The following is a 20,194-nucleotide window of genomic DNA, read 5'->3' as shown; positions in this document are numbered from 1 at the left end:
GAATGCATCACTGCTTATAGAGATTGGGGTCAAGCATAGCCTTTCAAGACGCACTGCGGTTTGCTCCCGGACAGATATTCGGTCTTGATTCTGCCGGTGGCTGGCATAAACTGCGCGGCCGTTTTTCCCCCGGAACCGCATTCCATGAATCACGCATCCCCGGCCCGTGCCTGCGGCATCGACTTCGGCACCTCCAACTCCACCGTCGGCTGGCATCGCCCTGGCGTGGAGTCGCTGATCGCCCTGGAGGACGGCAAGATCACCCTGCCGTCGGTCGTTTTCTTCAACCTTGAAGAACGCCGCCCGGCCTATGGTCGGCTGGCCCTGCACGAGTACCTGGAAGGCTATGAAGGCCGCCTGATGCGTTCGCTGAAGAGCCTGCTGGGCTCCAAGCTGATCAAGCACGACACCAGCGTACTCGGCACTGCCCTGCCGTTCAAAGACCTGCTGGGGATGTTCATTGGCGAGCTGAAGAAGCGTGCAGAGGCCAACGCCGGCCGAGCCTTCGACGAAGTGGTACTGGGCCGCCCGGTGCATTTCGTCGATGACGACCCGGTGGCCGACCAGGAAGCCGAAGACACCCTGGCCGAAGTGGCCCGCAAGATCGGCTTCAAGGAAGTCTCATTCCAGTACGAGCCCATCGCGGCAGCATTCGACTACGAGTCGAGCATCAGCGGTGAAGAGCTGGTGCTGATCGTCGACATCGGCGGTGGTACCTCGGACTTCTCCCTGGTGCGCCTGGCACCGGAGCGGCACATGCTCGATGACCGGCACAGCGACATTCTCGCCACCGGCGGTGTCCATATTGGCGGTACCGACTTTGACAAGCAACTGAGCCTGCAAGGCGTCATGCCGCTGTTCGGTTATGGCAGCCGCATGAAGAGCCAGGCGCTGATGCCTACCAGCTATCACCTGAACCTGGCCACCTGGCACACGATCAACTCGGTGTACTCGCAAAAGTCCCAATTGGCCCTGGGCAGCATGCGCTACGACATCGAAGACACCGGTGGCATCGACCGCCTGTTCAAGCTGATCGAACAGCGCGCCGGACACTGGCTGGCCATGGAAGTGGAAGAAACCAAGATTGAACTGACCCACGCCGACAACCGCCGCGTTGACCTTGGCCGAATCGAGTCGGGGCTGGACGTGAACCTCACTCGCGCCCTGTTCGAAGCCTCTATCGAAAACCTGCTGGAGCGCGTGCGTGGCAGTGTCGATGAGCTGCTGGGCAAGGCCGGTGTCAGTGTCGAACAGGTCGATACGGTGTTCTTCACCGGCGGTTCCAGCGGCATCCCGGCGCTGCGCCAAAGCGTGGCAGCGATGCTGCCCAATGCTCGCCATGTCGAAGGCAACATCTTCGGCAGTATCGGCAGCGGCCTGGCGATCGAGGCACGCAAGCGCTACGGCTAACAGCCGCCACACGCACATCAATGCCCAAGGACGGGATCTTCACAAGGAACGGAAATGATGAACATGCGCGTACTGACCCTTGTCTTCACGCTAGCTCTGACCGGCTGCAAGGACACACTCCTGACCCTGCATTTTCAAACGCCGGTACACAGCCACGACCTCTACAAAGCGGTCAATGACACCTATCTCAATTCGCTCTATACCGCGATCAATGCCCGTGGCATTGATCCTGAACAGGTCGAACTGGAGCTGGACGAAAACGACAACAGGGTCATTCATCTGAAGGTGAGCGACTCGCTGGGCGCCGAACAACGTGCGACCCTGCAAGCGTTGTTCGAGGAAATTCCAAAGGCACGCGCAGCCACCTCCTGGGAGGTCGACATGGTGCTGGAGCCGGATGCCAAGGAAGCTGCTGGCTTGAGTACGCAGGAGCGGCAACGGCTGAACCACTTCACGCAACCGATCAGCCTGACGCTGAAACTCGATCCGCAACTGAAAATGTACGCCAGCGCCTCAGCGGCGGAACGTCGACAAGCCCGCCTGAACGGCACTGAAGTGGAAACCGAAATGGACTGCCATTTCTCTGCGGATGTCTCGGGCCCCGCGCCGTTCAAATTGCTGGGGATCACCCAACTGCCCGGCAGCCCACCGGAACGTGCACTGCTGCGCTACTCACGGAACACGGGCTACCCGCCTGCAGAAATTCCCGCACATTTCCTGTTCAAGGACGCCTCCTTGCGGCAAAAAATCGAGCGCGGCGAAGTCAGGCCCTGGCAGGAAACCGTCATACTGGACGCAAACCCAGCGGCCGGTTTCACCTTGTCACTGGAGTACGCCAGGCTCGGCAGGCATCGGCTATGGCTGGACCAGCGCCCAGATTGGCGGATGTACAGGCTGAGCGAAGACTGCGAAAACATCATCGCCTTCATCGGTCGCCCCTTCTCGCTGTTTGCCGGTAAGGGGATCGACCGGCTTGAGCGAGTCACCACCCCGTAGGCGCGGGCAACATGCCTGCCATGAAGACGATCAGACCAGTTCGGCCCGGCGCAGCTCACTCTTCAGGTACGCGTAGTAAATCGGCCCAGCCACCACACCGGGCAGGCCGAACGCGGCCTCGAACACCAGCATAGCCAGCAGCAGTTCCCACGACTTGGCACTGATCTGCCCGCCGACGATCCGGGCGTTGAGGAAGTACTCGACCTTGTGAATGACGATCAGGTAACCCAGCGCGGCCATCGCCACCCAGATCGACAGCGACAGCCCCACGATGGTGATCAGGGTGTTGGATATCAAGTTGCCAATGACCGGCAACAGCCCCAACAGGAAGGTCAGCACGATCAAGGTCTTGGTCAGCGGCAGGTGCACACCGAACATCGGCAACACCAGGGCCAGGAAGATCCCGGTGAAGAAGGTATTGAGCAGGGAGATCTTGATCTGGGCGAAGACGATGTTGCGAAACGCCTGCACCAGCAGCGCCAGCCGGTTGAACAACGCGGCGGCCAACGGCTTGCGCTTGGAGATGTCGGGAATTTTCTGCAAGGCCACGATAGCCCCCAGGATCATCCCGATCAGCAGGGTGACGAACATATGCGCCGCCCCCTTGCCCACCAGTTGCAGCTCGCCAAGGTGGGTTTTGAGCCACTCGCCGATGGCCACCTTGAATTCGGCGGCGCTGGCCGGCAGGTAGGCATCGATAAAGGGCGGTAGCTGCCCACGCGCCTGGTCCACCAGCAGCATGAACTTGTCCAGCGAGGCGCCAGGGTTCTCGGCCTCATGCAGGAGGAAACTGATTGCCCCGGCAAACAACAGGGTCAGGGTGCTGACCACCAGGGTTCCCAACAAGGCGACAGCGAGCCAACGTGCTCGCTGCCCCGCGATCAGGTGCTGCAGTTTCGGGGTCAGCATGTTGACCAGCTCAAACACCAGCAAGCCGGCCAGAAGACTGGGAAGCAGCTTGAGCGGCAACACCAGCAACAGGCCGGAAAACACGATGATCCAACTGGCCAGGGTGACTTGGCGCTGGGTGAACGTCATACAACCTCGTCCGGGTACGGTCACAAAGACGGCAGTCTGCCAGCCTTCGACGGGCAGGCATAGTGACCTGTCACAGGACCTCACCTGAAACCCTTGCCCTCAAGGGGCTGCGCGTAGCGGATCAACCGATGAAGCCAGAGTTATTTCTTCTTCAGGCAATCGCTCATGAAGGCCTTGCGCTCGTCCCCTTTCAACGCTTTTTCACCGGCAACTTTGTTGCACATCGTCATTTTGTCCTGCTGGCTCATGGGCGCAGCAGGTGCCGCCTTGAGGCAGGTGCTCATGAACGCCTTGCGCTCATCGCCCTTGAGGCTCTTGGCAGTCGCCTCGGCGTTGCAAGTCGTCATTTTTTCCTGTTGCGGCGTGGCCGCAAAGCCTTGCGAACACAGCAGCAAACCCACCACCAGCAACGGCACGTACAGCATTTTCATGGAGTCGTCTCCTTGTCGCCGCACCCTGCGCACGGCCTCGCCGAGAGTGTAGACAAGGTTTTTACACGCTTGCGTCCAGCCAAGGGCCGAAGTTACATCCCTGCCGCTTTCAGGCGCGCCGCATGCTCACTGAACAACCGCACGGGTTCAGCACCCTTGCCGACTGCGCCGAGCGACTGATTGACGATGTCCAGGTGGTCGAACGGGTAATCGTCACGAATGACTTCGCCCAGGTGCGAGCTGTAGCGCCCGACCATACCGTCACACTGCCCCGCCTCGCGCACAAAGGCTCGGGCGAACAGACGGCAGAAACGGTTACTGCCATCGAAGCGGTTCAAGCCTTGATCGGTGAACCCTGGCTGCAGCGTGCCGGACCAGGAGTAGTAGCGCACGCCATTTACCGAGGACGGCCCGTGCCCGCCCCAGGTGTCCGGCAACCCTTGGGGATACTGCTGATTGAACAGTGCAACGCCAGCCGTGGTCAGTGAATGGTGCGCGGCGTGTACATCAATCGGTAGCCGAGGACCGCGCCAACCGGTTTCCAGCCATACGATCAACACCCCGCAGACGTGCAGGGTAACCTTGAGCAGCCGCGCCCTGACGGAGCCGACGGGATAGCGCGCGTGCAGGTGATCGGCCAGTTCCGAGCCGTGATTGGGCCCGGCAATCGATGTCACCGAGGCCACCCATTCCGGGCGTTTGGCCGCCACATAACGCGCACTCAGCGCACCCTGGCTATGGCCCAGCAAGTTGACCTTTTCCGCGCCCGTCTGGCGCCGAATCGCGTCGATGTGCTGTAACAGTTGCTCACCCTGGACCTCACTGGCGTGCAGGGGCGAGACGGGCACTGCAAATACGGTGGCGCCCCCCTGGCGCAGCGCTGGAACAATGCCAAACCAGTAGGGGTAGAGCAGCAGGCGCACAAAACCAAACATGCCCGGCACCAGCACCAGTGGATAACGTGTGGCAAGCGGTTGCGACATCGCATCAGGCTCCTGATCTGTGCACAGGCCTCCACATTACAACCCCGGCAACGACAACCGCAATCGAGTCCCCTAAGGGGCCGAAAACGTGATCTCGTCAGTCTTGCCCGCTTGCATCTGCGCCAGCAGAGGCGTGCATTGGTTGGGCTGATCACCACTGGGAGCGACCAACGCCAGCAAGCCCGCTGCCGGGGCAACCGCCACCCCCAGCGCGACCAGACCGGCACCGCGCAGCATCAACGGCACGGCCTGCACCCCGGCACTCGGCTTGGCGAACGGCCCGCGCACATACAGCGGCGAGCGCAACGACAACAACCTCACGCCCTTGGACTGAGGGTCGATGTCCAGGTCCAATTGCTCCTCGGCCAGGTTGGCCGTCCCCTCGATATTGATGATCGCAGTCTCGGTGTCGAAGACAAACAACCGGCTTGTGGCCAGCCCCTCCTTGATCCCGACATCGGCGGCAGCGCAGTTGATCTTCACTTCCTTGTCGCCAAACAACTTGCCGATCACATAGTTGCCAACGTTGAGGCCGGCGATTTCCATCAAGTCACGGCTGATCGCACCATCGTTGATGAGCATCTTCAGTTCACCATTGGCAGTGCCCAGCAGGGCCGCCACCGAGTTGCCGCGCCCGCTCAGGTCAGCATCCCCGTTCAATTCACCAAAACTGGTCTGCAGGGGTTCGAAGCCCGGGAACAACGCTTTCAGCTGGAGGTTGCGGGCACTGAGCTGAGCGCTGCCTTGCATTGGCTCCGTGCGGCCATCGAGATGCACCTTGAGCCGCAGGGAGCCACCGGCCACGCCAAAGCGCAGCGGTTCAAGGCTCAACACGCCATCGTCGAGCAGGACGTGGGTCGACAGGTCGCTGAAAGGGAGCCTCGCACCGTGTTCAATGCGCTTGCCGCTAAAGCTCACGTCGGCATCCATTGCCCGCCAGCGCTCGGTACGGAATGCCTCCACTGGCAGTACCTTACCGGCGGGTTGCGCACTGGCGCCGCCGCGGGCCTTCTGCGCGCTATTGGAATCGGCACCGATCAGCGGTGCCAGGTCCTTGAACAGCACCTGATTGGACACCAGCGCACCACTGAGCTTGGGCCGTGGCTGACGGGCAACAAAGGTCAGATCACCGTGAATGTCGCTCTCACCGATCGTGCCGTTGAAGCCCTCATAACGGAACACTGCACCACCCGGCTCACGCAACTTGGCGGTCAAATGGCCGTCGGTTGAATAGCCGGGGGAATCGGGCAAGGTCACCCCGGTCAACGGGTACAGGTTGGCCAGACTCGCCCCGGCAAGACGCAAACGCACGTCAAGCGCGCCAAGGTTACGCGGATCCGTCAATGTGCCAGCAAGGGTGACATGGGTGTCGCCGCTACGCAGATCCGCCTGCAGCGGAAACGGCTGGCGCACGTCTTGAAGAGCCAGCAGCCCCCCGACTTTGCCATGCCCGGTCAATGGCTGGCCGTGATAAAGGCCCTCGACCTTGAACCCGAATGCATAGTCCTGCGTGGCGGTCTTCTGCGCTGACGCCTGACCGACGATGTCACTGAAAGGGATAGGCTTACCCAGTGGGTCGATCACCAGGTTCAGTTGAGTCTTGAGGGTCTGATCGTCCAGGCGTACCTGCCCCTTGTCGAAGCCAATGGTCCCGATCTCCAGCGTCCACGCAGAAGGCTCGTCCTGCTCGACCGTGTTGGCCCGCTCAAAGGTCCAGTTCGCGCGCCCGTTGGCCAAGCGCTTGAGGCTGGCGGTCGGCTGCTTCAGGTCAATACGCGGGATGACCACCTGGCGAACCAGCAGTGGCAACAACGACAGGCGAAATTCGACACGCTTGAGGCCGACCATTTGAGTGCCCGCCAACCAGTGCGGATTGCCCAGGCTCAGGTCTTCGGCAAGGACATGAGGGGTGGGCACCCAGGCATGCCAGCCCTCCTGATCGGCATCACGCTGCCAGCGAACGGCCAGATTGCCATTGATTGCAAACGGTCGATTCAGGGCTTCGGAAACCCTGGCACTGAGCATCGGTTTGATTCGGTTCCAGTCGAACGTGGCGATGAACACGGCCAACGCGGTCAACACCAGAAACAGGCTGGCGAAGACCCAGGAAAATAGTTTGGCAGGGCGCGTCATTGCACAATTCTCCAGTCACTGCATGGCAAAAAGCGGGCGCTTTGATAGCACTCTTGGATTGGGACCGACGAAATACGCAGGGGTTTAATCCGGCGTGCATGATAACGGCGTTTTTTTCTGACCCGGCTGCCAACTTCACGCCGTACGTCCGTTTGCAACGCGACGCAGCAGGCCACTCTGCCGTTGCAGCATGGCTGGAAACGCACGGGCTAGAGGGGGCGCGGAGAACTATCAATCCTGTTGATTGTTACCATTAGCTTTATGCACTTTTCCATCTGATTTCCGGGAGTAGCATTGGCGCCGTACTCACTTTCCAATCCTTTCAAGGAGCGCCATCCCATGAAACACCCATTGCTGCTTAGCCTGTCTTTATCCCTTCTGGCTGCCAACGCGTTTGCACTGCCGGCAGTTGAACAAGCCCCGTCCGCCGAAGCACGCTCCAGCAGCGCCGTGATCAGCCAACCTCTGGATACCCTTGCCGAAGGTGGCGCGGACCGTCTGCTCGAACGTAACCGCGTTGCCGAGGGCGGCGCCGACCGCCTGATCGAACGCAACCGTGTTGCCGAGGGCGGCGCCGACCGCCTGATCGAACGCAACCGTGTTGCCGAAGGCGGCGCCGACCGCCTGCTGCAGCGTGAGCGCGTCGCCGAGGGGGGTGCTGATCGCCTCATCGAAAGAAACCAGCGCGTGAGCTGATGCCTATGCCGAACAACAAGATCACCAAACGCGCGAACACCTCCCCTCCTGGCCCGGTCATTTGAACCGGGCTTTGTTTTTCCGGGCCAAGGCAATACAGTGCAGGGCCGTTTAATTTGCGGATCGACACGTCCCATGCTGCCGCGCGCCGAACAAAAGCAACTGACTCGCCATGCCCTCCTTGATGCGGCTCGCCAACTGATGGAGAGCGGACGCGGCTTTGGCAGCCTCAGCCTGCGTGAAGTCGCCAAAAGCGCCGGCATTGTCCCGACCGGTTTCTACCGGCACTTCAGCGATATGGATGAACTGGGCCTGGCATTGGTCTGCGAGGTGGATGAAACCTTCCGCCAGAGCATTCGTCTGGTCCGACAGAATGAATTCGAACTCGGTGGCATCACCGATGCGTCGGTGCGCATTTTCCTGGATATCGTGGCCGCCAATCGTGCGCAATTTCTCTTCCTTGCCCGTGAGCAGTACGGCGGCTCGCAAACGGTTCGCCAGGCCATTGCCACCTTGCGCGAAGGCATCAGTTCGGACCTCGCGGCCGACCTGGCGCTGATGCCGCGCTGGCACCATCTGGATGCCGCCGCACTGGCTGTCCTTGCCGACCTGGTGGTCAAGACCGTGTTCGCCACCCTGCCGGAACTGATCGACCCTCCCGCCGAACCGCTGGAACACCACCTGACCCCCGAGGCCAAGATCATCCAGCAACTGCGCTTCATCTTCATTGGCGCCAAGCATTGGCAAGGGCTTGGCACGCCAGAGTGAGCACAGCAGAAGCCGGCCACGGTTTCCTGCTACCATGCGCGCAAACGCACCTGCCGCGACGATTTAGACCCATGCCCGACCTGCGCAATGCCCAGCCCGAACTGCCCGCCCTGCTGACTGACCTCCAGCAGCACTTCGCCCAGCGCATCGTGCCACTCTGGCAAGGTCCGGGCTGGAACGCACAGATGGCCTTGCCCTTCGAGGCCTTGAGCCCAGAGCACCAACCACTGCCCGTGCAACGCTACCGCGCCATGGCCTGCGCCCGACAGTTGTACCTGTTCGCCAGCCGTATCGAGCAGCCAGGCGCCCGTGAACACGCCGCCGCGCTGTTTCGCTCGTTGCAACGGCATTTCCACGATGCCGAGCATGGTGGCTGGTTCTACAGCATCGACGCCCAGGGCGCGCCGCTCGACCGTCGCAAGGACCTGTATACCCACGCCTTCATCATCTTCGCCTGCGCCCACTACTGGGGCAAAGTCCGCGAGCCGCTGGTGGAGTCGACCCTCAACGCGGCCCTGAGCGTGGTCAGTGAACACTTCAGCCGCGATGACGGCTTGTACGAAGCCAGCCTGGCCGAAGACTGGTCGAGCCTGGACAGCGGCCCACTGCAAAACCCGCTGATGCATCTGGCCGAGGCGTTTCTGGCGACCCTGAGCATCCGCAAGGACACAGCCGTACAGCAGGCGCTGGAAGCCTTGGCCGAGGCAATGCAGGCCCACTTCATCGACCCTGAACACGGGGTCATGCTGGAAAAACCGCGCGCAGCTGTGGATAACTGGTTCGAGCCAGGCCATCAGTTCGAGTGGTACTACCTGCTGGCGTCATCGCCTTTGCTGCGTGGCAGCGCGCTGCACCACTCACTGGAGCGGGCGTTCGACTATGCCGAGCAGTATGGCGTGACGGCCGGGGCGGTGCTGGCGATGCTCAGCCCCCAAGGCGAGGTGCGCGACGCTACCCAGCGTATCTGGGCCCAGGCGGAATACCTGCGGGCGCTTGCCTTGCGGCCAGGGGCCGAGGCCAAGGTGCTGGCGCAGCTGAAAGCGCTGCAAGCGCACTTCCTGCATGCGGGCGGCTGGTACGAGTGCCGAGATGCCAGCGGCGAGGTCAGCCGCAACGATATGCCTTCGACCACGCCTTATCATCTGGCGACCTGCCTGGAAGGACTCCAGCGTCAGATCTGACGCGATCGCGGCACCCACAGGCATGCTCTACTGACACCTGTGGGAGCGGGCTTGCCCGCGATCAGGCCCTTCAGGCCTTGCCGGAACGATCGATCGAGAACCCTGCCCATGCCTGGCTCACCGGCATCAGCTCCAGGCTGTTGATGTTGATGTGGGCCGGCTGATTCATGATCCAGAAAATGGTCTCGGCGATGTCCTGAGGCTGGATCGGCTCCGCCCCTGCATAAGTGGCGTCATAACGCGCCTGATCGCCACCGAAACGCACCAGCGAGAACTCACTCTCACACAACCCCGGCTCGATGTTGGTAACCCGCACGCCTGTGCCTTGCAGGTCACAGCGCAGGCTCAGGGAGAACTGCCCAACAAACGCCTTGGTGCCGCCATACACGTGGCTACCGGGATAAGGGTAGTTACCCGCCACGGAACCGACGTTGAGGATGGTCGCACCACGACCATGGGCGATCAGTCGCGGCAGCAACAAACGGGTGCTGTACATCAGCCCCTTGATGTTGGTGTCGACCATGGTGTCCCAGTCATCCAGATCGCACGTCGGCGCCGGGTCGGCGCCCAGCGCCAGGCCCGCATTGTTGATCAGCCCACGCAGCGTGGCGAACGACGGCGGCAGGTTGGCAATGGCCTGTTCCATGGCCTTACGATCACGAACGTCCAGCACCAGGCCCAACACCTCGGTCTGTTTCGACAGCTCAGCGCACAGGGCATCGAGACGCTCCTGGCGGCGACCGGTCAGCACCAGCGACCAACCCGCTTCGGCAAAGCGGCGCGCACAGGCTTCGCCAAACCCCGACGTAGCGCCAGTGATGAAAACGGTGGAAGTCATGCGATTCTCCTTGAGTTGACTTGCCCACAGGCAGGCGGGCGGCAGGGTTTGCAGCATGCCCGCCCAGCCTCAGGGCAGCAAGTCGATTCTACGCCTGTACAAAAAACGAGCAATCACGCAAAAGTACCGTCCCAGAGGGCCTGGCGCGTGTTTTACGCACCTTATCCACAGCCCCTTCCACACACTCTGGGGGCAACTTTCAGCATCGCTGAACAGCTGTGAACAACGTGCAAAGGCTCAACAGAAAGTATTTTCCTTGACGCCCCGCCTGCGAGTTGACCCGCGAGACAATCCGCGAAAAGCACGGCGATGGCGCCAAGCCTGTAGTTCTGCCGGTCGCGTCAGTCTTTCCAGTGCTTACTCACAGAGTTATCCACAGGCTTTCCAGCTCTTTTCAGGCGCAATTTCAGTAGGACAAAATCCTTGACAAATGCTATTGAGTAACACTTTAAAAAGGCTGATCAAAAAACGACCAAAGCTCTAAACGCCTTGTAATACGTGGGGTGTAGACACCTGCTACCAAGTTACCCACAGCCGCTTCCACACGAAACGTGGACAACTCATCCATCTTGAACTGCGGCCAACTGCAGCGACCCGATGTCACGTGCTGTGCACAACCGCCAATGACTTGTCCACATTATCAGCAGACAGCAAAACGCCCCGGGGATACCGGGGCGTTTTGCCAAGCGGCAATCAATGCCCGCCGAGATAGGCGTTTCGCACATCCTCGTTGACCAGCAGCTCCTGACCCGTACCGGTCATGCGAATCTGCCCGTTCACCATCACATAAGCCCGGTCCGAGAGCTTCAACGCATGGTTGGCGTTCTGCTCGACCAGGAAGATGGTCATGCCGGTGTTGGCCAGCTCACGCAGGGTGGCAAAGATCTGCTTGACCACAATCGGCGCCAGCCCCAACGACGGCTCATCAAGCAACAGCAGCTTCGGTCGGCTCATCAAGGCACGGGCAATAGCAAGCATCTGCTGCTCACCACCGGACATGGTCATGGCACGCTGGTTACGCCGTTCTTTCAGCCGGGGAAACAGCTCGAACATGCGCTCCATGTCTTCACTGGCGTACTTGTCGCCAATGGGGATGGTACCCATCATCAGGTTCTCTTCCACCGACATGTCGGGGAACACCCGACGCCCTTCCGGCGACTGCGCAATGCCGTTGGACGCAATGTAGTGGGACGACTTGTGGGTGATGTCGGTACCGCGGTAGATGATCTGCCCGCTGGCCGCCCGTGGCTGGCCAAAGATCGACATCAGCAGGGTCGATTTACCGGCCCCGTTAGAGCCGATCAGGCTGACGGTCTCCCCCTCATTGATGTGCATCGAGACTTTCTTCAGCGCCTGGATCGGCCCGTAGAACACATCGAGTTCTTTCAGTTCGAGAATGGGTGCGCTCATACCAGCTCCTCTTCATCAGCACCCAGGTAGGCGGCAATTACCGTCGGGTTGTGGCGAATATCCTGAGGCGCGCCCTCAGCGATGACGTTGCCGTGGTCGAGCACCACGATATGGTCGGAGATGCTCATGACCATGCCCATGTCATGCTCAATCAGCACGACGGTCAGGTCATGCTCATCGCGCAGCACCCGAATCATCTTGCTCAGTGCCTCGGTTTCCTGCGGGTTGAGGCCCGCGGCAGGCTCATCCAGGCAAATGATCTGTGGTCGGGTACACATGGCGCGGGCAATTTCGAGGCGCCGTTGCTGGCCATAGGACAATTCGCCGGCCAGACGGTTGGCGCAATCCACCAGATCGACCACTTCCAACCAGTAGAACGCATGATCCAGCGCATCACTCTCGGCTTTGCGGTAGGCCTTGGTGTTGAGCACCCCAGACAGCAGGTTACGGTTTACCCACATATGCTGGGCAACCAGCAGGTTCTCCACCACCGACATTTCCTTGAACAGGCGAATGTTCTGGAATGTACGCGCCAGGCCGGCACGGTTCACCAGGTGGGTACCGCCAAACATCTTGTAGAACAGCCGGTTGGCAAAGCGCTTGGGCGAGAAGAAGTCCGCCACCTGAAAGCGCTCACCCAACAGCTGGATCACGTTGGTACGGCTGCCACGCAGGTTCAGCTCAATCTTGCCGCCGCTGGCCTTGTAGAAGCCGGTGAGGCAGTTGAACACCGTGGTCTTGCCTGCACCGTTAGGGCCGATCAGGGCGAAAATGTCATTGCGTTTGACCTTCAGGCTGACATCACTGAGCGCCTTGATACCGCCAAACTGCATCATCAGGTTATCGACCGAGAGAATAACGTCGTCGCTCATGGCGCCACTCCTTTACGCGGGGTCACACCGGTACGGCTGATGCGGATCAGCCCACGCGGTCGCCAGATCATCATCAACACCATCAGCACGCCGAACAGCAGCACCCGGTACTCGGAGAAGCTGCGCAACAGTTCAGGTGCCACGGTCAGGACAAAGGCTGCAATGACCACACCAACCGTCGAACCCATACCGCCCAGTACAACAATGGCGAGGATCAACGCCGACTCGAAGAAGGTGAACGACGAAGGGTTGACGAAGCCCTGATAGCTGGCGAAGAACACACCGGCAAGGCCTGCAGTCGAGGCCCCCAGGGTAAATGCCGAGAGCTTGACCAGCACATGGTTGAGGCCCATCGAGCGGCAGGCGATCTCGTCTTCGCGCAGCGCTTCCCAGGCACGGCCGACCGGCATGCGGGTCAGACGGTGCTTGATGTACAGCACGGCCATCACAACGATGAACAGCACGATGTAGATAAACAGGAACTTCACGTTGGGGTTGTAATCGATGCCGAAGAATTCGTGGAATGGCACCCCACCGTCCTTGGCCCGACGGCCGAACTCCAGGCCCATGAAGGTCGGCGATGGCACGGGCATGCCGTTCGGGCCGCCGGTGAACGACAACCAGTTGTTCAGCACCAGACGGATGATCTCACCGAAACCCAGGGTCACGATGGCCAGGTAGTCGCCATGCATTCGCAACACCGGGAAGCCCAGTATGCAACCGGCCATCGCAGCAGCAATCGCTGCCAGCGGCAGCACTGTCCAGAAGCCCAGGCCCAGGTACTGATAGCCCAGCGCAAGGCCGTAGGCGCCGATGGCATAGAACGCCACGTAACCCAGGTCGAGCAGCCCGGCCAGGCCGACCACGATGTTCAGGCCCAGCCCGAGCAACACGTAGATCAGGCCGAGGATGACCACGGTCAGCAGGTACTTGTTGGCAAAGAACGGGAAGACGATGGCAATCACGATCAGCATTGGAATGATCCAGCGCAACCGCGATTTGTAGTCCGGCGCCAGCACATGTACACCGGAACCCCCGCCCTCGAAGCCTTGCAGGATGCTCAGGCCCTTCTCGGTCTGCAGGAACAGGCTGAGCAGGAAACGCCCGGCCATGACACCGGCCACCAGCCAGGCGACACGGGTGGGCTCAAGGTTGAAGCTGTAACCGTCCAGTACCACACCGACGATGGGCCCGAAGACGATCAGGGAAATCAGCCCGGCGAGAATCGCGTCGATCAGGCTGCGCTTGATATCGATAGCAGAGTTATTGGCAGCAGACATACTTACACCTTCGCCACGAGTGGGCGACCCAGCAGGCCTTGGGGACGGAAGATCAGGATCATCACCAGCAGCGAGAAACTGAACACATCCTTGTAGTCGGAGTTGATCAAGCCAGAGAACAGCGACTCGGAGATACCCAGAATGATTCCGCCGAGCATGGCCCCAGGCAGCGAGCCGATGCCGCCAAGTACCGCTGCGGTGAATGCCTTGATGCCAATGATGAAGCCGGCATAGAAGTCGAAGGTGCCGTAGTTCATGGTAATCAGCACGCCAGCCAGTGCAGCCATGACGGCGCCGATGATGAACACGTAGGAGATCACCCGGTCAGTGTTGATCCCCAGGATCGAGGCCATCTTGCGATCCTGCTGAGTCGCACGGCACATGCGCCCCAACTTGGTGAACTTGATGATATAGGTGAGCAGCGCCATACCCACGAAGGCGGCCACCAGAATGAAGATCTTGGTGTAGGTCAACTGCACGAAACCACTGCCCACTTCCAGGCGCCAGGCACCTTCGAGCAGCGTCGGCACACCTTGCTGACGCGCACCCTGACTGATCTGTGCATAGTTCTGCAGGATCAGCGAGATCCCGATGGCACTGATCAAGGGCGCCAGACGGGTGGAGTTACGCAGGGGTTTGTAGGCAATGCGCTCGATGGTCCAACCGTAAACACCGGTGACCACAACCGTGAAGATCAGCGTCCCGAGCATCAGCAGCGGGAAGGATTCGATACCGAAGTACGCCAGCAATGCCAGACTGATCGCCGCCAGGTAAGCGGAGATCATATACACCTCGCCGTGCGCGAAGTTGATCATGCCGATAATGCCATAGACCATTGTGTAGCCGATGGCGATCAGACCATAGACAGACCCGAGGGTCAGTCCATTGATCAGTTGCTGCAGAAAAATACCATCCATAACGCAATCTCACGTATTTGAGATTGCACAAGCGCCGACTACGGTGGGCCCTGGATGAAGCGACCCTCGCAGCGCAGTTGTGCAGATCTACGAGAAAAGACAGGTACGGCAATCAAGCGGGTAACGGCCCGGGCAGCCACTGCGGCCCAGGCCGGAAGCCGGTGTTATTTTTGTTTTTCCAGCTGGTGGTACTTGCCGTCCTTGTCCCACTGGTAGACCACATAGTCGGAGACTTTCAGGTCGCCTTTGGCGTCCCAGGTCTTCTCGCCCATGACGGTTTTGACCGGGTTGGCCTTCAGCCACTTGGCGGCGTCTTCACCCTTGTTCGACTTGGCGCCGTTGAAACCGGCGGCCAGGGCCTGGACCGAGGCATAGGCGTACAGGGTGTAGCCTTCAGGTTCGGTGCCGGCCTTGCGGAAGGCATCGACCACCGTCTTGCTGTCTGGCAGCAGGCGCGGGTCGGCACCGAAGGTCATGTACACGCCATCGACGTACTGTGGGCCGCCAGCGGTGGTCACCAGTTCGTCGGTCACGATGCCGTCATCGGACATGAACTTCACGTCTTTCAGACCTTGTTCACGCATCTGCCGAACCAGTGGGCCAGCCTCTGGGTGCAGGCCACCGAAGTAAACCACGTCGGCTCCCGCAGCACGGATCTTGGTGACCACGGCGCTGAAGTCTTTCTCGCCACGGGTCAGGCCCTCGTACAGCACAGGCTTCACGCCACGTTTCTCCAGTTGGGCCTTCGTTGCGTCAGCCAGACCCTGACCGTAGGTGTCCTTGTCGTGCAGCACGACAACCTTCTTGCCCTTGAGCACGTCAACGATGTAATCACCCGCGACAATGCCCTGCTGGTCATCACGGCCGCACATGCGGAACATCGCACCGAGGCCGCGCTCGGTCACCTGCGGGTTGGTGGAACCTGGGGTGATTGCAATCACACCTGCTTCGTCATACACCTCGGACGCAGGAATGGTCGAAGACGAGCAGAAGTGCCCAACGACGCCCGCCACCTTGTCCTGATCGACCAGGCGGTTGGCGACAGCCACGGCCTGTTTCGGTTCGCACGCGTCATCGCCCTTCACCAGCACGATTTTTTCGCCGTTGACCCCACCCTTGGCGTTGATCTCGTCCGCTGCCGCCTGGGCACCTTTCATGTACTGCTCACCAAACGCCGCGTTGGCACCGGTCATCGGGCCCGCTACGCCGATCTTGATGTCGGCCTGAACATACGAAGAAACACCCAGCGCCGTAGCAACGGCAAGGGCCAAGAAGCCTTTCTTGTAAAACGTCTGCGACATGAGGTGGTGCTCCTAGAGTTTTTTTGGTTGGCACTACAACTTTCAGCACTAGCTATGAGCAAGGGCCGTGCCATCGGTTTTACATTCCGAAAAAACTCACGTGCAAAGCAAAGGCTGCGGATTTGCGGCCTTTTTTTACAGGCCGTGCAACCGTCTACATCCGCTTTGGCGCCACCTGAAACCCAGAAAAAGGGCAACCTGCAAGTGCCATCATTGCAACCGCCGTTTTGGGTTACGTGCAACCAACCTGTTACAGCATGCGTAACCGAACTGCACATTCTTGGTGCGCGACTGCTACAACGGGCACCATCGCAGGGAGGCTCAATGCTCCGCAACAGACCGTTACCCATAGCCTGCTACCGGTTTTCCCAGCCTTTAGAGAAAAAAGGCTGGCACAATGAACCCATCCTGCGCCCCATCTGGAGCCTTTTATGAGCGAAAGCGCCTTCGCTGATCGCATCGTGCAAAACCTGCTCGACACCGACTTCTACAAACTGACCATGATGCAGGCCGTCCTGCATAACTACCCGAACGTCGATGTCGAATGGGAGTTTCGCTGCCGCAACGGTGAAGACTTACGCCCCTACCTGGCAGAGATCCGCGAGCAGATCGAGCGCTTGCCGGAACTGAGCCTGGGCAACGGGCAGTTGGGCTTCCTTGAGCAGATCAGCTTTCTCAAACCCGACTTCCTGCGCTTTCTCGGGCTGTTTCGTTTCGACCTGCGCTACCTGCAATTGGGTATAGAGAACGACCAGCTCTACCTGCGCCTGCGCGGCCCCTGGCTGCACGTGATTCTTTTCGAGGTCCCGTTGCTGGCGATCATCAGCGAAGTACGCAATCGCCACCGGTATCCGCAGGTCAAACTGGAGCAGGCACGCGAACAGCTGTACCGCAAATTCGACTGGCTCAAGGCCAATGCCAGCGCAGACGAGCTGGCCGAGTTGCAGGTGGCCGATTTCGGCACCCGCAGGCGCTTCTCCTACCGCGTTCAGGAAGAAGTGGTGCGCGTATTGAAGGAGGACTTTCCGGCCCGTTTCGTCGGCACCAGTAATGTGCATCTGGCACGGAAACTGGATATCAAACCCTTGGGAACCATGGCCCACGAATGGATCATGGCACACCAGCAGTTAGGGCCTCGGCTGATCGACAGCCAGATCGCCGCACTCGACTGCTGGGTCCGCGAGTACCGCGGGCTACTGGGGATCGCGCTGACAGACTGCATCACCATGGATGCCTTTCTCAACGATTTCGACCTGTACTTCGCCAAGCTGTTCGATGGCCTGCGCCACGATTCGGGCGATCCCATCCTCTGGGCCGAGAAAGCCATCGCCCATTACCGAACACTGGGCATCGACCCGATGAGCAAGACACTGGTGTTTTCAGACGGCCTGAACCTGACCAAGTCGCTGCAGATCTTTCGCGCACTGCGCGGACGGATCAATGTCAGCTTCGGTATCGGCACAAACCTGACCTGTGACATTCCCGGGGTGGCGCCGATGAACATCGTGCTTAAAATGACCGATTGCAACGGCCAGCCTGTCGCCAAGATTTCCGACGAGGCGGCAAAAATCCAATGCCGCGACGAGAACTTCGTCGCCTACCTGCGCCACGTATTCAAAGTTCCCAGCAAGGAGTAACCCATGCAAGCCGTCCAGCTAGAGATTGCGCAGCAGCTCAAGGTGCAGCCGCCGTTCGCCGACGATGCCGCGCTCAAGGCCGAAGTGGCCCGACGCATCGCCTTTATCCAGCAGTGTCTGCAAGCTGCCGGGCTCAAAACCCTGGTACTGGGCATCAGTGGCGGGGTCGACTCGCTGACGGCTGCCCTGCTGGCGCAACGTGCAATCAACGAACTGCGCAGCAAGACCGGTGACGAGCAGTACCGGTTCATCGCGGTGCGTCTGCCTTACCAGGTGCAGCACGATGAACATGACGCCCAGGCCTGCATTGACTTCATTCAGCCTGACGAGTGCCATACGGTGAACATCGGCCCGGCCGTCAAGGCGCTGGCAGCCGAGGTCAAGGCACTGGAAGGGGGCAAGCCAAGCATGGTCGACTTCGTCCTCGGCAACACCAAGGCGCGCATGCGCATGGTCGCCCAGTACACCATCGCTGGCGCACGCCAAGGCCTGGTGATCGGTACCGACCATGCCGCTGAAGCAGTGATGGGCTTCTTCACCAAATTCGGCGACGGCGCCTGCGACCTGGCACCGCTCAGCGGCCTGGTGAAAAATCAGGTACGGGCAATTGCACGCAGCTTCGGCGCACCGGAATCACTGGTCGAAAAAGTACCAACGGCCGATCTGGAGGACCTCGCACCGGGCAAACCAGACGAAGCATCCCACGGGGTGACCTACCAGGAGATCGATGCCTTCCTGCATGGCGAGCCGGTAAGCCAGGAAGCCTTCGAGATCATCCGGACAACCTTCGAGAAAACCCACCACAAGCGCGTGGTGCCGTTCGCACCATAAGACGTACGTAGACGCTGACAGCATCGCAGGCAAGCCTGCTCCAACAAAGTGGGAGCGGGTCTTGCCCGCGATGCAGCGGTAGTGGCGTTACTTCAGAACGACAGTGCCTTTCATCATCGAGATGTGACCTGGGAACGAGCAGAAGAAACCGTACTTCTCACCGGCCGCCAGCTTGGAAACGTCAATCGTCAGCGAGTCTTTCTCGCCAGCGCCGATGACTTTGGTGTGCGCGATAACCCGGGTATCACCTGCTTTCAGGTAGTTATTGTCGAGACCGGCGCCGATGCCGTCGGTAGCGATGGCCTGCATGTCGGCCTCCTTGCTCACCACCAGGTTGTGGCCCATGACGTTCTTCGGCAATTTGCCGGAGTGGGTCAGTTCAACCGTGAACTGCTTGCAGCTCTTGTCGATGGCGATTTCCTTGGTATTGAAGGACATCTGATCGGTGGAGTCGACCGTGACCTTGCATTCAGCGGCCATGACCTGGGCGCTGGCAATGCTCAGCAGGGATACGGCAACAAGTTTGGCAAACATCGTGAATCTCCATGGCAGGGTTTTTTATCGTCTTCAGACTGCCCGATACGCATGGCAAGCCCCGTGATATGGGTCAAGCGCTGCATCGTTAGCCGGGCAGTGAATTTGCTCTATGGTGCTCATCAAGACAATCAACGTGCCCATCATGCCCCTTTGTTGGACGATGAAACAACCGCTCACTTAGGAGTAATTGTAATGTCCCTCAATAGTCTGATGCGCAGCCTGCTGGCCGCCTACGCCTGTGGCGCCAGCGGCGCCGCCTGTGAGTTCTCCCGCCCGGAATGACACAACACTTGGAAGGCACCCAATGGCGCTTTACCCTGTCGCGCTCAACGATCAGGAGAGCGCCATGTCGTTACGTTACGTTTGTGTGTTTTGTGGTGCCAGTACCGGCGCCAGCCCCGCTTACCGGGCAGCCGCCGAAGCGCTGGGCCAGGCGATTGCCCAACGCGGCCTGACACTGGTTTATGGTGGCGGTGCCGTGGGCCTGATGGGGATCGTCGCCGATGCGGCCCTGGCGGCCGGTGGCGAGGTCGTCGGGATCATTCCCGAGCGCCTGAAAAGTGCTGAAATCGGCCACCCCAACTTGAGCCGCCTGGAAGTGGTCGACGGTATGCACGCACGCAAAGCGCGCATGGCCGAACTCAGTGATGCCTTCATCGCACTGCCCGGAGGCCTGGGTACACTCGAAGAACTGTTCGAGGTCTGGACCTGGGGCCAACTGGGTTACCACGGCAAACCACTCGGTTTGCTGGACGTAAACGGCTTCTACGACAAGCTGACCGGCTTTCTCGACCACATGGTCAGCGAAGGCTTCGTCCGTGAACAACACCGCACGCTGCTACAGAAAAACACCTCGCCTGACGCCCTGCTCGATGCCCTTGAGCACTGGAAGCCGGTAGTGCCACCCAAGTGGGCCGACCAGCAGCCCGCCTGAT

19 protein-coding genes are annotated in these 20,194 nt (G+C 60.1%); 8 read left to right on the top strand and 11 right to left on the bottom strand.

Features of this window, described 5'->3' with window-relative positions; genetic code table 11:
* The first annotated feature begins 144 nt into the window (after positions 1 to 144).
* Positions 145 to 1,410 carry an Hsp70 family protein gene (locus CYD26_RS08550; RefSeq protein WP_065757914.1) on the top strand — a complete coding sequence of 422 codons (1,266 nt, stop codon included), beginning with the start codon at positions 145 to 147 and terminating at the stop codon, positions 1,408 to 1,410.
* A gap of 54 nt (positions 1,411 to 1,464) precedes the next feature.
* Positions 1,465 to 2,406 carry a hypothetical protein gene (locus CYD26_RS08545; protein WP_065757913.1) on the top strand — a complete coding sequence of 314 codons (942 nt, stop codon included), beginning with the start codon at positions 1,465 to 1,467 and terminating at the stop codon, positions 2,404 to 2,406.
* A gap of 30 nt (positions 2,407 to 2,436) precedes the next feature.
* Here the strand turns inward: CYD26_RS08545 and CYD26_RS08540 are convergent, their stop codons facing one another.
* The 4 genes from CYD26_RS08540 to CYD26_RS08525 form a co-directional block, all read right to left on the bottom strand.
* On the bottom strand, positions 2,437 to 3,444 hold the full coding sequence (locus CYD26_RS08540; protein ID WP_065757912.1) for an AI-2E family transporter: 1,008 nt from the start codon (positions 3,442 to 3,444) through the stop codon (positions 2,437 to 2,439).
* A 140-nt stretch (positions 3,445 to 3,584) separates the two neighbouring features.
* Positions 3,585 to 3,875 (bottom strand): PsiF family protein, encoded by a 291-nt coding sequence (locus CYD26_RS08535; RefSeq protein WP_102052371.1) that lies wholly within the window; start codon positions 3,873 to 3,875, stop codon positions 3,585 to 3,587.
* Between the two features lie 92 nt (positions 3,876 to 3,967).
* Positions 3,968 to 4,858 carry a triacylglycerol lipase gene (locus CYD26_RS08530; RefSeq protein WP_065757910.1) on the bottom strand — a complete coding sequence of 297 codons (891 nt, stop codon included), beginning with the start codon at positions 4,856 to 4,858 and terminating at the stop codon, positions 3,968 to 3,970.
* Between the two features lie 72 nt (positions 4,859 to 4,930).
* Positions 4,931 to 6,991 (bottom strand): AsmA family protein, encoded by a 2,061-nt coding sequence (locus CYD26_RS08525; RefSeq protein WP_102052370.1) that lies wholly within the window; start codon positions 6,989 to 6,991, stop codon positions 4,931 to 4,933.
* A gap of 339 nt (positions 6,992 to 7,330) precedes the next feature.
* On the opposite strand from CYD26_RS08525, the gene CYD26_RS08520 reads away from it, so the two are divergent.
* The 3 genes from CYD26_RS08520 (at position 7,331) to CYD26_RS08510 (ending at position 9,636) form a co-directional block, all read left to right on the top strand.
* On the top strand, positions 7,331 to 7,687 hold the full coding sequence (locus CYD26_RS08520) for a hypothetical protein (protein ID WP_065757908.1): 357 nt from the start codon (positions 7,331 to 7,333) through the stop codon (positions 7,685 to 7,687).
* A gap of 135 nt (positions 7,688 to 7,822) precedes the next feature.
* Positions 7,823 to 8,455, top strand: coding sequence for a TetR family transcriptional regulator (locus CYD26_RS08515; protein ID WP_102052369.1), 633 nt, complete (start codon positions 7,823 to 7,825; stop codon positions 8,453 to 8,455).
* Positions 8,456 to 8,526: 71 nt separating this feature from the next.
* Positions 8,527 to 9,636, top strand: a complete 1,110-nt coding sequence (locus CYD26_RS08510) for an AGE family epimerase/isomerase (protein ID WP_083199730.1) — start codon at positions 8,527 to 8,529, stop codon at positions 9,634 to 9,636.
* Positions 9,637 to 9,706: 70 nt separating this feature from the next.
* On the opposite strand, the gene CYD26_RS08505 is transcribed toward CYD26_RS08510, so the two are convergent.
* From CYD26_RS08505 to CYD26_RS08480, 6 genes are all read right to left on the bottom strand, one after another.
* Positions 9,707 to 10,474: an SDR family oxidoreductase gene (locus CYD26_RS08505; RefSeq protein ID WP_065757906.1), complete on the bottom strand. Its 768-nt coding sequence runs from the start codon at positions 10,472 to 10,474 to the stop codon at positions 9,707 to 9,709.
* Positions 10,475 to 11,167: 693 nt separating this feature from the next.
* Positions 11,168 to 11,884, bottom strand: a complete 717-nt coding sequence (locus CYD26_RS08500; protein WP_065757905.1) for an ABC transporter ATP-binding protein — start codon at positions 11,882 to 11,884, stop codon at positions 11,168 to 11,170.
* Positions 11,881 to 12,756, bottom strand: a complete 876-nt coding sequence (locus CYD26_RS08495; protein ID WP_065757904.1) for an ATP-binding cassette domain-containing protein — start codon at positions 12,754 to 12,756, stop codon at positions 11,881 to 11,883. Before CYD26_RS08495 ends, CYD26_RS08500 begins: the two co-directional genes overlap by 4 nt.
* On the bottom strand, positions 12,753 to 14,036 hold the full coding sequence (gene livM, locus CYD26_RS08490; RefSeq protein ID WP_065757903.1) for a high-affinity branched-chain amino acid ABC transporter permease LivM: 1,284 nt from the start codon (positions 14,034 to 14,036) through the stop codon (positions 12,753 to 12,755). The genes CYD26_RS08495 and livM overlap by 4 nt, the downstream gene beginning before the upstream one ends.
* 2 nt (positions 14,037 to 14,038) lie before the next feature.
* A complete protein-coding gene (locus tag CYD26_RS08485) occupies positions 14,039 to 14,953 on the bottom strand; it encodes a branched-chain amino acid ABC transporter permease LivH (RefSeq protein ID WP_065757902.1) in 915 nt (304 codons plus the stop codon).
* Between the two features lie 164 nt (positions 14,954 to 15,117).
* On the bottom strand, positions 15,118 to 16,254 hold the full coding sequence (locus CYD26_RS08480; protein WP_102052368.1) for a branched-chain amino acid ABC transporter substrate-binding protein: 1,137 nt from the start codon (positions 16,252 to 16,254) through the stop codon (positions 15,118 to 15,120).
* 431 nt (positions 16,255 to 16,685) lie between these two features.
* Between CYD26_RS08480 and pncB the strand changes: the two genes are divergently transcribed.
* Positions 16,686 to 17,891, top strand: a complete 1,206-nt coding sequence (gene pncB, locus CYD26_RS08475; RefSeq protein WP_065757900.1) for a nicotinate phosphoribosyltransferase — start codon at positions 16,686 to 16,688, stop codon at positions 17,889 to 17,891.
* Positions 17,892 to 17,894: 3 nt separating this feature from the next.
* Positions 17,895 to 18,722, top strand: coding sequence for an ammonia-dependent NAD(+) synthetase (gene nadE / locus CYD26_RS08470; RefSeq protein ID WP_065757899.1), 828 nt, complete (start codon positions 17,895 to 17,897; stop codon positions 18,720 to 18,722).
* 87 nt (positions 18,723 to 18,809) lie between these two features.
* Here the strand turns inward: nadE and azu are convergent, their stop codons facing one another.
* Positions 18,810 to 19,256: an azurin gene (azu, locus tag CYD26_RS08465; RefSeq protein ID WP_102052367.1), complete on the bottom strand. Its 447-nt coding sequence runs from the start codon at positions 19,254 to 19,256 to the stop codon at positions 18,810 to 18,812.
* A gap of 349 nt (positions 19,257 to 19,605) precedes the next feature.
* Between azu and CYD26_RS08460 the strand changes: the two genes are divergently transcribed.
* On the top strand, positions 19,606 to 20,193 hold the full coding sequence (locus tag CYD26_RS08460) for a TIGR00730 family Rossman fold protein (RefSeq protein WP_102052385.1): 588 nt from the start codon (positions 19,606 to 19,608) through the stop codon (positions 20,191 to 20,193).
* Position 20,194: the final 1 nt, after the last annotated feature.

Source organism: Pseudomonas sp. FFUP_PS_473 (assembly GCF_002858665.1).
Classification (GTDB): domain Bacteria; phylum Pseudomonadota; class Gammaproteobacteria; order Pseudomonadales; family Pseudomonadaceae; genus Aquipseudomonas; species Aquipseudomonas defluvii.
This window is presented reverse-complemented; position numbering and strand designations above follow the sequence as displayed.

What these genes read in the sequence shown, in the direction of transcription:
- azu (WP_102052367.1), bottom strand. Translation starts at nt 19,256, where the DNA reads ATGTTTGCCAAACTTGTTGCCGTATCCCTGCTGAGCATTGCCAGCGCC.
- CYD26_RS08480 (WP_102052368.1), bottom strand. Translation starts at nt 16,254, where the DNA reads ATGTCGCAGACGTTTTACAAGAAAGGCTTCTTGGCCCTTGCCGTTGCT.
- CYD26_RS08525 (WP_102052370.1), bottom strand. Translation starts at nt 6,991, where the DNA reads ATGACGCGCCCTGCCAAACTATTTTCCTGGGTCTTCGCCAGCCTGTTT.
- nadE (WP_065757899.1), top strand. Translation starts at nt 17,895, where the DNA reads ATGCAAGCCGTCCAGCTAGAGATTGCGCAGCAGCTCAAGGTGCAGCCG.
- CYD26_RS08545 (WP_065757913.1), top strand. Translation starts at nt 1,465, where the DNA reads ATGATGAACATGCGCGTACTGACCCTTGTCTTCACGCTAGCTCTGACC.
- CYD26_RS08540 (WP_065757912.1), bottom strand. Translation starts at nt 3,444, where the DNA reads ATGACGTTCACCCAGCGCCAAGTCACCCTGGCCAGTTGGATCATCGTG.
- CYD26_RS08535 (WP_102052371.1), bottom strand. Translation starts at nt 3,875, where the DNA reads ATGAAAATGCTGTACGTGCCGTTGCTGGTGGTGGGTTTGCTGCTGTGT.
- CYD26_RS08505 (WP_065757906.1), bottom strand. Translation starts at nt 10,474, where the DNA reads ATGACTTCCACCGTTTTCATCACTGGCGCTACGTCGGGGTTTGGCGAA.
- CYD26_RS08550 (WP_065757914.1), top strand. Translation starts at nt 145, where the DNA reads ATGAATCACGCATCCCCGGCCCGTGCCTGCGGCATCGACTTCGGCACC.
- CYD26_RS08515 (WP_102052369.1), top strand. Translation starts at nt 7,823, where the DNA reads ATGCTGCCGCGCGCCGAACAAAAGCAACTGACTCGCCATGCCCTCCTT.
- CYD26_RS08520 (WP_065757908.1), top strand. Translation starts at nt 7,331, where the DNA reads ATGAAACACCCATTGCTGCTTAGCCTGTCTTTATCCCTTCTGGCTGCC.
- livM (WP_065757903.1), bottom strand. Translation starts at nt 14,036, where the DNA reads ATGTCTGCTGCCAATAACTCTGCTATCGATATCAAGCGCAGCCTGATC.
- CYD26_RS08500 (WP_065757905.1), bottom strand. Translation starts at nt 11,884, where the DNA reads ATGAGCGCACCCATTCTCGAACTGAAAGAACTCGATGTGTTCTACGGG.
- pncB (WP_065757900.1), top strand. Translation starts at nt 16,686, where the DNA reads ATGAGCGAAAGCGCCTTCGCTGATCGCATCGTGCAAAACCTGCTCGAC.
- CYD26_RS08495 (WP_065757904.1), bottom strand. Translation starts at nt 12,756, where the DNA reads ATGAGCGACGACGTTATTCTCTCGGTCGATAACCTGATGATGCAGTTT.
- CYD26_RS08485 (WP_065757902.1), bottom strand. Translation starts at nt 14,953, where the DNA reads ATGGATGGTATTTTTCTGCAGCAACTGATCAATGGACTGACCCTCGGG.
- CYD26_RS08510 (WP_083199730.1), top strand. Translation starts at nt 8,527, where the DNA reads ATGCCCGACCTGCGCAATGCCCAGCCCGAACTGCCCGCCCTGCTGACT.
- CYD26_RS08460 (WP_102052385.1), top strand. Translation starts at nt 19,606, where the DNA reads ATGTCGTTACGTTACGTTTGTGTGTTTTGTGGTGCCAGTACCGGCGCC.
- CYD26_RS08530 (WP_065757910.1), bottom strand. Translation starts at nt 4,858, where the DNA reads ATGTCGCAACCGCTTGCCACACGTTATCCACTGGTGCTGGTGCCGGGC.